Here is an 11,729-nt window from a genome sequence, read left to right on the forward strand (position 1 = left end):
CCAATCAAACCTATAGAGATTTATCTACAAACATAGATGTAAGTCATCGGAAAACGGTCATTGGCCGTTTTCCGAGCCTCCACAATAGTGACGGCTCGTTTCCCAAGCTTTTGACATTCGGCAAGAGCCACATCCCTAGCCTCCTGCTCTTTTGCATCCTTTGGTGAATGCACTCCAATCGTGCCGTCTGATTGCTGATAGACACCAAACTTACTTGGCGGCGTTGAGCAGGCTATGCATATAAATCCAAGACATAGAAGCGAGCTAAAGCGGATGATTTTCATATAGTCGGTCAATTAGCGTGATTGACTCATTCTAGTACAGGGCAATTTAATCCTCAAAACTGTCACACAACTGTCATATATCCTTGAAAAGTGTCGTTATAGAACGTAGGATCGGGGTGAGGACACATATATCCACAAAATTCGTCAATTAATAGAGGAACAATCATGAGTCAAAAGAAATTAGTTAAACAGTTATTAAAAAAGCTTGATAAATTAGAGTCCGACAGAGAAAAGCTAATTGATAAGCTTGCAAAAGCCCTGGATAAACTCGATAAAAAAGTAGCCGATAAGAAGGCGCCGGCTAAAAAAGCCGCGGCAGCAAAAAAACCCGCCGCCAAGAAAGTCGCAACCAAGAAGACCTCGGTAAAGAAGGTTGCCGCCAAAAAGGCACCAGCTAAAAAGGCAGCCGCCAAAAAGACTGTTGCCGCAACTAAAACGGCAACCCTAAACGAAGCCAATTAATGAGCAAAAAGAGTAAAGATGCTCCGGTGCAGGCTAGCTATGAAGACCAACTGCGTTTACTTCAAATACAGTTAGTAAAACTGCAAAATAGCCTGATCAGTAATGGTGATCAGATATTAGTGATACTAGAAGGTCGTGATACAGCTGGCAAAGATGGAACAATTAAAGCAATCACCCAACATTTAAGCCCGAGGGAAACTCGGGTGGTTGCACTCGGCAAACCCTCCGATAGCGAGTCTGCTCAATGGTACTTCCAGCGTTATGTAGCTCAACTCCCCATGAAGGGCGAGTTCGTATTATTTAACCGCAGTTGGTACAACCGTGCCGGGGTTGAACGTGTAATGAATTTTTGCACCAAAGACCAATACACCAATTTTATTGAGACGGTGAATGACTTTGAATCAATACTGGCAAGCTCCGGCATCACCCTACTGAAGTACTACTTAGATATTTCCAAGAAGGAGCAAGCGGCGCGACTTAAATCCCGAGAGGATGACCCCCTTAAGCAATGGAAGATTAGCCCAATTGATCAGCAGGCACAGAAAAATTGGAATGCCTACAGCAAGTGTAGAAATGAAATGCTGCAAAGTACCAGCCCTAAAGATGCTCCCTGGACAATCGTAAGGGCCAACGATAAAAAACTAGCTCACTTGAATTTAATCAGGGATCTACTTTCCAGAGTTTCTTACCCAGGCAAAGACAAAACTTTGCTCAAGGCAGATAAAGAGATTGTCTTTAAATGGGATGGAAAGCTGTCTAAGCTCGAGAAATAAGCTGCCTAGAATACTTCAGGCACATACATTTCTGGGGGAACTGGTCCACGCAGATAATCGGGGTTATGCACCCGTTTTGGCAATGTAATTACCGGATGATCAATTTCCTGATATGGAATTTGACTCAACAAATGCGTGATGCAATTGAGGCGTGCTTTTTTCTTGTCATTAGCCGCCACCACCCACCAAGGAGCCTCAGGTATATGCGTACGTTCAAGCATTGTTTCTTTTGCTTTGGTATACGCCTCCCACAGCCTTCTTGCTTCTAAATCCATTGGACTTAATTTCCATTGCTTTAATGGATCATGGATGCGCATCATGAAGCGATTGTATTGCTCATCATCGGAAATGGAGAACCAATACTTAATCAAGATGACTCCAGAGCTAATCATCATTCGCTCTAAATCCGGCACTGTTCTTAAGAACTCTTCATACTCGTCATCAGTACAAAAACCCATTACCCTCTCAACGCCCGCGCGGTTGTACCAACTTCTATCGAATAGTGCGATTTCTCCACCAGCAGGCAAATGAGAGATATACCTTTGAAAATACCACTGCGTCTTCTCTCGCTCGTTGGGTGCAGGCAAAGCAACCACCTTACAAACACGCGGATTGAGTCGCTGCGTAATACGCTTAATTGCACCACCTTTACCCGCAGAATCACGGCCTTCAAATAAGACAGCTACCTTAAGCTTGTTAGCTACCACCCAGTCTTGCAACTTGACTAATTCGCCCTGAAGCCTAAAAAGCTCACGGAAGTAAACATTACGCGGGATTTGTGATTGACTGTCGCCGTCAGGAGATAGGCGATCGTCATCGAGCTCCATCTCAAGTTCTTCATCCATGCTATCAAGAATCTCTTCTTGCGCACGGCGATACCACTCAGCCATCTCTTTATGTTTTGATGTCATATCCACTCCCTAACAATACTTATAACGAGGGAAGATGACACTTTTATTACATCAAGCGTTGATCGCCCTTTAAATAGGCAGAAATGGCATCCTGACTATGTAATGCAAGCCATTTTCGATCCTTTGGTGCATCAGGACTTGCACCCGATGGAGGCAGAAAGCTTAATTCCACCATGATGTTGCGGTCATTTAGGATATTAGACATAGACTCAAGCAAACCCATATCTCCGACAAAGGCTGGCGATTCAGACCTCTCTCCAGTAAGCGTGGACCTATACGAAATAGCAAGGGAGTAAACGGGTGCCTGCGCAAGAGCTGCTGATTCAAATAAGTTCGGCTTAAAGGGAAGGACTCCCTCACCCACGGTCGAAGTTCCCTCGGGGAATATGCAGACTGACTGAGTTTCCAGCACTTCACTAACAACGCCAGCAATTTGCTTTCCGTGGCGAGCGCTATCCCTTTTGATAAATAAAGTACCCAATTGCTTAGCCATCCAACCAAAAACAGGCCACCCCTCTACATCTGATTTAGCTACGAATCGTATGGGCTTAAAAGCATTGATGGCATGAATATCCATCCAAGAAATATGATTGGCTGCAAGCAGATATGGCACAGAAGGAAGTATTCCACTGTTATTGACCCGCAGTTGAACTCCAAAGATATTGAGTAACTTAATTGACCATTGCTGAATATGTGTACTTTTAGATTCCTGGGTGGCAAATGGAAAGCGCAAAGCCAGGGTTGCAAGGCCCACAATCACATGTCCCCATACCCGAACCCATGACCACAATGTGGTGCATGCATGCAATAGCGTCTTTTTGGGTAGCTGGTTCTGACTCATATGACCTAGAAATATAAATCAAATTTGAAAAATCTTTGCCTCGTCACAAAACTGTCTTAGAACCGTCATGCTAGTTTCATACTCGGTTGGCTTAATACTGTTTCATGATGCATTACAAAGCTATCTGGATTTCAGACGTGCACCTAGGCACATCAGGGTGTCAAGCTAGCTACCTTCTGGATTTCCTTAAACATAATGAAGCTGATAAGTTTTATCTTGTGGGCGACATTATTGACGGCTGGAGACTAAAAAAGTCTTTCTATTGGCCGCAATCACACAACGACGTAGTTCAAAAGCTCTTGCGCAAGGCGCGCAAAGGTAGCGAGGTGATCTACGTCCCAGGCAATCACGATGAAAGTGCAAGACAGTTTTTTGGCCTTTCATTTGGTGATGTCAAGATTGCAGAAGAAGTAATTCATACGACCGTTGATGGAAAACGTTTATGGGTTACTCATGGCGATCAATTTGATGCAGTGATGCAATACGCTAAGTGGCTTGCCTATGTTGGAGACACACTCTACTCCTTCATTCTGTACGTGAACCGCTATTTCAACATGCTGCGGGTCAAGATGGGATTGCAATATTGGTCTCTATCTCAATATCTAAAGAACCAAGTGAAGAATGCTGTTAGCTACATTGCAGATTTTGAGCACATGATGGCCAGAGAAGCCCGTCTGCGCGGTTGCGATGGGGTTGTATGCGGCCATATTCATAAAGCAGAAATTCGGGAGATCGATGGTCTGCTGTATTGCAATGATGGTGATTGGGTTGAAAGCCTAACAGCCCTGGTTGAAACACAAACCGGCGAACTCAAAATTATTCATTGGACTCACATTAAGGGCGAGCCTGTTGAGATTGCTCAACCTTCTCTTCCACCCGCTATCGAATCACTCATCAAAGAGGCTGTTTTATGAAAATTATGATCATCACCGATGCTTGGGATCCTCAGGTAAATGGCGTTGTCCGGACCTTAAAGCAAACTAGAGCTGAGCTAATGGCTATGGGGCATGAAGTAGAGATGATTACCCCAACAGGCTTTAAATCCATTCCATGTCCCACATATCCTGACATTGCTCTTTCACTATTTCCGGGCAAAGAGGTAGCGCGACGAATTAAAGAATTTGCGCCAGATGCAATGCATATCGCTACCGAAGGTCCGCTGGGCCTATCTGCTCGTGCATATGCCGTAAAGAATAGTCTGCCCTTCTCTACCGCCTACCACACACGCTTTCCAGAGTATGTAAAAGCCAGAACTGGCATTCCACTGGCAATTACTTACGCATTCATTCGCTGGTTTCATGGGCCTTCCATGGCAGTCATGGCACCAACCATAGTCGTGAAGGATGATCTCGAGAAGTTTGGACTGAAAAATGTTGTGCTTTGGTCCAGGGGAGTAGATCTCGATATTTTTAAGATGCAGGACTCAAAAGCCTTAAACACTGCTCACCCGATCTTCTTGTATGTGGGCCGAGTTGCTGTTGAGAAAAATATCAATGCATTCTTAGAAATTGATTTACCAGGCTCTAAGTGGGTGGTAGGAGACGGTCCAGCGATGGCTGGCATTAAAGAAAAATACCCAGATATTAACTATCTAGGAGTATTGCAGCAGCACGAATTAGCAAAAGTTTATGCCGCGGCAGATGTATTTGTCTTTCCAAGCAAAACCGATACCTTTGGCCTGGTCTTACTTGAGGCAATGGCATGCGGCACACCAGTGGCTGCCTATCCAGTTACCGGCCCGATAGATGTCCTGGGCAATTCCAATGCTGGCGCCATGAATGAAGACCTACGCGAGGCTTGTATGCGGGCCCTAAGAATTCCTCGCGAAACTGCCCGTGCACATGCAGAGAAATTCTCTTGGAGAGCCGCTTCCGAGCAATTTGCTCAACATTTAAAGCCTGTTCCAACGCCAGAAGTTCATGTAACGGCATTAGCCTAATAAATGCCCAATATGAACTCCCCGTATCACATTGACCAAAATCCTCATAAAGGAAATAGAGGTCTTACTAGAGCATGGCATGCGGCGAAAAATTCGTGGTGCGGCTTGGTCTATGCATTCTTAGAAGAAAGTGCTTTTAGGCAAGAGCTCACATTATTTGTGTTGCTCACACCAATCGCTGCTGTACTGCCAATCACACTACTCGAGAAGTCTCTTTTAATTTCCTCGCTAATGATGGTTTTAGTTATTGAACTTCTAAATTCGAGCGTAGAGGCGGCAATCGATCGAATCTCGTTCGAACACCACGACCTTTCCAAGAGGGCAAAAGATTTCGGCAGTGCTGCAGTGATGATTGCCTTGTTTATTGCATCCCTCATTTGGGCTGCAGTCTGCATTCCTTTGATCCCTTAATACCCCATTAACTTTTTCTAAATTAATAATCTCTAAGGCTAGCTATGTCTGATATACCGAATCCTATTGGCTCATTTGAAATTTTCCCAACCAAGAAAGTAAAAGCGCTGAAAAAAAGCGGGCCAAATCCATTTCAAAAACTCTCTAAGAAAATAGCCAAAAAGCTGTTTGGGAAAAAATTTGTTACTAAATCAAGAGCTCAATTACGAGAAGCAGATACGAGCCCAGTCGCCGAGGTAACAAAAGCCAAAAAGCCTACCTTTAAAATCGTCTGGGCAAGTACTCCTGGTGAGATTAAAGAGGCACAAAGGTTGCGCTATAAGGTCTTTGCTGAAGAGATGGGTGCAAACCTAGCAAGCAACTCAGATAACTTGGATATTGATGAATTTGATGCCTATTGCGATCATTTGTTGATTCGCGACCAAGACAGCCTGAAAGTAGTTGGAACTTACCGTGTCCTTCCCCCTCATAAAGCAAAAGAAATTGGACGCCTCTATTCTGATTCTGAGTTTGACCTTTCACGCATCGACCATCTTCGCCCTCAATTGGTTGAACTAGGCAGATCATGTGTGCATCAAGACTATCGTTCTGGCGCGGTGATTATGGCTCTATGGAGTGGCTTGGCCCAATACATGCAAAAGAACAACTACGAAATCATGCTTGGATGCGCAAGCATACCTATGGCAGATGGCGGCCACTTTGCTGCAAGTCTCTATAACTCTCTAGGCAACGATCAAATGGCGCCAACAGAATTCCACGCCTTCCCGCGCCTTCCGCTACCATTAGATAGACTAAACGGCGGCTTAGAAGTGCAGCCTCCCCCGCTGATTAAGGGCTACCTTAAGTTGGGTGCAAAAATTTGTAGCGCACCCGCCTGGGACCCAGACTTTAATACTGCCGACCTATTAACCATGTTGCGACTATCAGATATTAATCCGCGTTATGCAAAACATTTCCTGGGCCTATAAAGTTCAAACGGAATTTAATTAATAAAAAGCCACTTCAGAACGAAGTGGCTTTTGTATTTATATTTAACTGTAATTTTGCCTACTTAAAGCTTACTTGATAAGAGCGACCTACCCTCTCCCACTCTGCAGCCTCTTTGAGAAGACTAAATTCTGTTAGGGGATGCTCTGTAGCCCACTCCTTCGAAAGGCTTACCAAGTAGGAGCCATCGCGCTCAGAAACCTTTACCTTAGGAAAGCTGGTGTCATTGCGTCCGCGACAAAGAACTTGAGCTAATCTCAAGCAAAAGAGCATGCGCCAGTCTTCAAAACTAGAGTTGTTGGCCAACTTACCTAATTTGCCGGTATGGCCAATGAGAAGCGCGGCAAGTCTGGCTTGATCATTCTTCGAGAAGCCAGGCATATCTGCATTGCCTGCGATATATGCAGAGTGTTTGTGATACCCGTTATGGGAAATCGACAATCCGATCTCATGCAAATTTGCTGCCCACTGTAATAAGGCAACATTGTCAGCCCTACTTTCTGATTCAGGCTTAGGAAGTTGCTGCAAAAAATCTGCCGCTAATTTACCGACTCTAGCGGCCTGCTCTCGATCAACTGCATATCGCTGCATAAACTGCTCTACAGTCACATAGCGCATATCATGATGTTGTGATCTACCTAGCAGGTCATATAAGACGCCGCTACGTAACGCAGCATCTGTAACTTCCATTTCTTCGATACCCAACTCATCAAACGCCGCTAACATAATAGCTAGACCCCCTGGCCACACTGCCCGCCTGTCATCCTTTAAGCCAATAAGCTCTACTTGGTTGACATGCTCATACTTGAGGAGGTGTTTTTTGAGATTTTTTAAGCCTTCGCGAGTGATCAGCCCACTAGCGCCGTTTACGCGACCCATGGTTAGGCCATCGCCCTGTCCATTGAAGTTGTTATTAGCAATTAGCTCAGCCAATGCCCTGGCTGTTCCTGATGATCCAATAACTTGATTCCAGCCGCTCTTTAGATAGGCGCCTGAAATCACTTGAATTTCTCGACGAGCGGCTAACTCCGCTTCTTTAAATGCGTGGGCATCAATATTTCCCTTGGGGAAAAAGCGCAAGCTGTGTGAGACACATCCAATATAAAGACTCTCCATCAGCTTTGGCTCGTAACCTTTGCCAATAATGAATTCAGTCGAGCCACCACCAATATCCACAACTAATCTATTGCCCTGCACAGCAGGCACTTCATGTGCCGCCCCAATATAGATAAGTCGAGCTTCCTCCACGCCAGCAATCACTTCAATTGGGAACCCTAATGCTTCTTGTGCGTCCTCCACAAATTGCTGAGCATTTTTAGCAACTCGCAATGTGTTGGTGGCAACTGCCCGAACATTGGCAGGGTCAAATCCACGAATGCGCTCACCAAAGCGTCTGATTGCTATGAGCCCGCGTTGGTATGCATCATTGCCTAATAGCTTATTTTCAGTGAGGCCCGCTGCTAAGCGCACCGTTTCGCGCAAAGTATCAATGGGGCGTAGCTGGGTACCAGAGGGAGTATTGACAGCTTGAGCAACAAGCATGCGAAAACTATTCGATCCTAAATCTACCGCAGCTACAAGCTCTGCAGGATTTGCTAAAGGATCTACGGGATTGCTGGCCAAAATATTCCCCAATAATGGAATGCTGTATCAATTATGTCTATTTTATGTAAAAACCATGACACATTGATGAAATCCAATACCAGCCTATCTGGCTGGGATATGCGGAATAGAGAGCCCTGGTTAGGCTGCTAGATTTTGCTCTGAGCTTGAGCAATCACGATTACCAAAGCTACATAAAATGCAGCAATCGCCTGACTTTGGCTTCAGAATCGCACTGCAAGATTGGCAGCGAAATAGATGTTGAGAGCTGCCATGCTCGATGTCGATAACTTCTGCTGCTTGGCAATGGGGGCAGGTAACAATAGACTGCGGATAGTTGATGGTCTTATTCACAATGCAATACTGAATCAGAATTGTGTCAAGAATATGTCAACTAGGGTATCCCTATCGGCCCACCAGTACCGCCATCCAGATTGTTTAAACCAAAGAAGTCAGCGCTGTCATATTTCTTTGCTAGGATTATTACTACTTAATCCATGGGCTTGATAAGCATGAGCAAATATCAATACGAAGATGCCGTAAAACAACTACAAGAGTCGGGTAGCATTGGTTTAGTGGACTTAAAAAGTCTCCCCCATGACGATCTCGTGGAACTGCTGGAGGAAATTAAGGTTTGGTGTCTTTATGCCAATGGCAAAGCTGATAAGCTGCCAAAAGAATCCAAGAAAAAGAAAAAGAAGAAAAAGGACTGAGTGATTAAACAGCAATCCTATCTTTTGGGAAGCGCAAGGTAAATTTACTACCCCTACCTGGCGTGCTTTCGATAACTAGCTGTGCTTGATGTCTATTGGCAATATGTTTAACAATAGCAAGACCGAGGCCAGTTCCACCCGTATCCCTTGAGCGACTTCTATCCACTCGATAAAAGCGCTCTGTGAGTCGCGATAAATGCTCTGATGCTATGCCTGGACCAGTATCCGTTACTGAGAACTCACCCTGCCCTTGGTCATTCACATTCCACTCAACACCAATTGACCCAACATCAGGGGTGTAACGAATTGCATTGGAAACCAAATTACTAAATGCGGAAAGAATCTCCCTTTCATCGCCTAACAAGTTCTGCCTTGAATTGACATCGAAGTTAAATGAATGCTTTCCTTGAGAAAGCGCTTCAGCATCATTCTTCAGCAAGGCCATTAAGGTTTCAACCTTAACCACAGTATTAGTAGCGGGCAATGCATTGGATTCCAAATTGGCGAGTGTTAACAGATCCTCAACCAAGCTCTTCATCCTCTGAGCCTGAGACATCATCATGTCAAAGTATTGATCCTGCTGCTCCTTCTTTAGATCTAGAGATTGAACGGTTTCCAAGAAACCCATCAGCACTGTAATTGGAGTTCGCATCTCATGGGAAACGTTAGCGACGAAGTCACGGCGCATCGCATCTGCTTTTTGCAAATCGGTGACGTCCTGCACCAATAAAAGATGACGCTTTTGACCAAAAGGAAAGGCTTGCAGCATTAAGCTCAGACTGCCATCTGGCCCCATACGTTCCATCAGCAGAGGTTCTTCGAAAGCCCTCTTATTGAGGTATTGAATAAATTCAGGGCGACGAATTAAAAAATTGATCCGCTGCATGACATCGCGTTTGAATATGAGTCCAAAGAACCTCTCCGCAATACTGTTACACCATTCAATTTGATCGCTCTCGTCGAGCATGACAATTCCGTTTGGCGAAGCCTGAAACGCTTCGATAAAGTGATCGTGTTGTTGCTCAATACTTCGAATGCGCTGTTTTAGATTTCTTACTAAACGCTGAAGTCTAAAAAACACTTCTTCCCAAAACCCACTTGGCAAGGGCATGTTTTCAACAGTATCTGCAAGGATATATTTTCTAAGACGCGCTAAATTGATGTAGGCGTACATCAAGGGTATAGAAAGCACGGAAATTCCAGCAGCTATCGCCCATTCAGGACCCCAAACAGACATCACCACAAACGCAGCAATGAATGCGACGCAGATGATGACAAAAAAGCGGGATAAGACGGATAACATGCTGCAATATTAGAGCATCTCCAATATCACCTGGAAATTATTCTCAAAAGTCTAAAAAATAGCTTAAGTTTCGGTTGGGGTCTTTGTAATACGGTAGCCACTGCCACGGACAGTCTCGACGTAGCGATCACAATCGAATGCGGCCAGAGCAGCCCTCAAGCGCTTAATGTGAACGTCAACTGTTCTCTCTTCGATATACACCTCGCTACCCCAAACTTTATCGAGCAAGCTCCCACGAGAATGCACGCGCTCTGGATTGGCCATGAAGTACTGGAGCAAACGAAATTCAGTAGGGCCAAGGGGAATGGGCTTTGGGTCCATGTTGGGCCAAACAGCTAAAACACGATGTGAACTTGGATCCAGCTTTAATGGGCCAATAGCCAGCGGACCAGTATCTTCCATCGGCGTTTGTCTTCGCAGAATGGCTCTTACCCTGGCAACCAACTCTTTTGGCGAAAAAGGCTTAGTAACATAATCATCCGCACCAGAATCCAGACCAAGGACTTTGTCTGACTCCTCGCTTTTAGCGGTAAGCATCAGAATAGGTAGTGATTTAGTGCGTTCGCTAGCGCGTAATTCTTTAGCAAACTGTACGCCAGACTTACCAGGCAGCATCCAATCCAAAATAATCAAGCTTGGCAATTGATCCTTCATCATCGCCAAAGCAAGATCTGTCTGCATCGCCCTTTCAACCTCATACCCCGCATGGGCAAGGTTAATCGCAATCAATTCTGCAATTGATGGCTCATCCTCTACTATGAGTATGCGGTGAGTCATGATTCAGCTTCCTGATTATTGTCTGTTAGCTTCGCGAACTAAATCTTCATGCGGGATATGACGTACATCAGACCCTTTGGCAATGTAGATCACAAACTCTGCAATATTCTTAGCGTGATCACCAATACGCTCAATTGCTTTGGCAATAGTCAGCATATCCAGACCTGTGCTGATCATATGCGGATCTTCAGACATATAGGTGATGAGCTTACGCACAAAGCCCCTGAACTCCTCATCAATCTGACGATCTTCTTGGACTACCTCAGCAGCCGCAATGGTATCTAAACGGGCAAACGCATCCAGACTACGGCGCAACAAAGAGATCGCCATCTGACCAGACAAACGAATTTCTGCCACATTAATATTGTGTGGTAATCCAGCCTCAATCAGACGCTTAGTACGCTTAGCAACCCGCTCCGCTTCATCGCCAGCTCTCTCAAGATTGGTGATTGCTTTCGATACAGCCATTACAAGACGCAAGTCACGAGCAGTTGGTTGGCGGCGCGCAATCAGTTCGGTGCACGCTAAGTCGATCTGAATTTCGAGATCATTTACTAATTTTTCATTTTCGATAACAACGTTACAGGTATCGATATCCATTTGCGTAAATGCACGCATCGCCGTAGATATTTGCGACTCTACAAGTCCACCCATTTCAAGCAAGCGGCTTGAAAGTGAATTAAGATCTGCGTCAAATTGTGATGATAGGTGTTTATCTGGCATGAA

15 protein-coding genes are annotated in these 11,729 nt (G+C 45.0%); 7 read left to right on the forward strand and 8 right to left on the reverse strand.

Features of this window, described 5'->3' with window-relative positions:
* Window positions 1-20 precede the first annotated feature (20 nt).
* Window positions 21-284, reverse strand: a complete 264-nt coding sequence (locus tag C2745_RS06450) for a hypothetical protein (protein WP_215383555.1) — start codon at window positions 282-284, stop codon at window positions 21-23.
* Between the two features lie 165 nt (window positions 285-449).
* Here C2745_RS06450 and C2745_RS06455 point away from each other — a divergent pair, with 165 nt between their 5' ends.
* Window positions 450-746: a serine/threonine protein kinase gene (locus C2745_RS06455; protein WP_215383556.1), complete on the forward strand. Its 297-nt coding sequence runs from the start codon at window positions 450-452 to the stop codon at window positions 744-746.
* Complete coding sequence (gene ppk2, locus C2745_RS06460) at window positions 746-1,519, forward strand: polyphosphate kinase 2 (protein ID WP_215383557.1); 774 nt, start codon at window positions 746-748, stop codon at window positions 1,517-1,519. The genes C2745_RS06455 and ppk2 (C2745_RS06460) overlap by 1 nt, the downstream gene beginning before the upstream one ends.
* A 5-nt stretch (window positions 1,520-1,524) precedes the next feature.
* On the opposite strand, the gene ppk2 (C2745_RS06465) is transcribed toward ppk2 (C2745_RS06460), so the two are convergent.
* The gene (gene ppk2 / locus C2745_RS06465) at window positions 1,525-2,430 is read right to left on the reverse strand and encodes a polyphosphate kinase 2 (protein ID WP_215383558.1); all 906 of its coding nucleotides are present in this window, start codon (window positions 2,428-2,430) and stop codon (window positions 1,525-1,527) included.
* 46 nt (window positions 2,431-2,476) lie between these two features.
* Complete coding sequence (locus tag C2745_RS06470; protein ID WP_215383559.1) at window positions 2,477-3,271, reverse strand: 1-acyl-sn-glycerol-3-phosphate acyltransferase; 795 nt, start codon at window positions 3,269-3,271, stop codon at window positions 2,477-2,479.
* A gap of 104 nt (window positions 3,272-3,375) precedes the next feature.
* On the opposite strand from C2745_RS06470, the gene C2745_RS06475 reads away from it, so the two are divergent.
* Genes C2745_RS06475 through C2745_RS06490 form a run of 4 tightly spaced genes read left to right on the forward strand, consistent with a single transcriptional unit; the run spans window position 3,376 to window position 6,589 of the window.
* The gene (locus C2745_RS06475) at window positions 3,376-4,185 is read left to right on the forward strand and encodes a UDP-2,3-diacylglucosamine diphosphatase (RefSeq protein ID WP_371742978.1); all 810 of its coding nucleotides are present in this window, start codon (window positions 3,376-3,378) and stop codon (window positions 4,183-4,185) included.
* Window positions 4,182-5,210 carry a glycosyltransferase family 1 protein gene (locus tag C2745_RS06480; protein ID WP_215383560.1) on the forward strand — a complete coding sequence of 343 codons (1,029 nt, stop codon included), beginning with the start codon at window positions 4,182-4,184 and terminating at the stop codon, window positions 5,208-5,210. Before C2745_RS06475 ends, C2745_RS06480 begins: the two co-directional genes overlap by 4 nt.
* A gap of 12 nt (window positions 5,211-5,222) precedes the next feature.
* Entirely contained in the window at window positions 5,223-5,621 is a 399-nt protein-coding gene (locus tag C2745_RS06485; RefSeq protein WP_251368427.1) for a diacylglycerol kinase, read from the forward strand.
* 44 nt (window positions 5,622-5,665) lie between these two features.
* Complete coding sequence (locus tag C2745_RS06490) at window positions 5,666-6,589, forward strand: GNAT family N-acetyltransferase (protein WP_371742979.1); 924 nt, start codon at window positions 5,666-5,668, stop codon at window positions 6,587-6,589.
* 79 nt (window positions 6,590-6,668) lie between these two features.
* Here the strand turns inward: C2745_RS06490 and C2745_RS06495 are convergent, their stop codons facing one another.
* Window positions 6,669-8,150: a Ppx/GppA phosphatase family protein gene (locus tag C2745_RS06495; RefSeq protein ID WP_251368429.1), complete on the reverse strand. Its 1,482-nt coding sequence runs from the start codon at window positions 8,148-8,150 to the stop codon at window positions 6,669-6,671.
* Window positions 8,151-8,351: 201 nt separating this feature from the next.
* On the reverse strand, window positions 8,352-8,564 hold the full coding sequence (locus C2745_RS06500; protein WP_215383562.1) for a GDCCVxC domain-containing (seleno)protein: 213 nt from the start codon (window positions 8,562-8,564) through the stop codon (window positions 8,352-8,354).
* Window positions 8,565-8,722: 158 nt separating this feature from the next.
* On the opposite strand from C2745_RS06500, the gene C2745_RS06505 reads away from it, so the two are divergent.
* Window positions 8,723-8,923 (forward strand): hypothetical protein, encoded by a 201-nt coding sequence (locus C2745_RS06505; RefSeq protein ID WP_215383563.1) that lies wholly within the window; start codon window positions 8,723-8,725, stop codon window positions 8,921-8,923.
* Window positions 8,924-8,927: 4 nt separating this feature from the next.
* Here the strand turns inward: C2745_RS06505 and phoR are convergent, their stop codons facing one another.
* The 3 genes from phoR to phoU form a co-directional block, all read right to left on the reverse strand.
* A complete protein-coding gene (gene phoR, locus C2745_RS06510; protein ID WP_215383564.1) occupies window positions 8,928-10,226 on the reverse strand; it encodes a phosphate regulon sensor histidine kinase PhoR in 1,299 nt (432 codons plus the stop codon).
* A gap of 63 nt (window positions 10,227-10,289) precedes the next feature.
* Entirely contained in the window at window positions 10,290-11,003 is a 714-nt protein-coding gene (gene phoB / locus C2745_RS06515) for a phosphate regulon transcriptional regulator PhoB (protein WP_215383565.1), read from the reverse strand.
* A gap of 15 nt (window positions 11,004-11,018) precedes the next feature.
* Window positions 11,019-11,726, reverse strand: coding sequence for a phosphate signaling complex protein PhoU (phoU, locus tag C2745_RS06520; RefSeq protein ID WP_215383566.1), 708 nt, complete (start codon window positions 11,724-11,726; stop codon window positions 11,019-11,021).
* Window positions 11,727-11,729 lie beyond the last annotated feature (3 nt).

The sequence above is a fragment of the Polynucleobacter sp. AP-Kolm-20A-A1 genome (assembly GCF_018688315.1).
GTDB lineage: Bacteria > Pseudomonadota > Gammaproteobacteria > Burkholderiales > Burkholderiaceae > Polynucleobacter.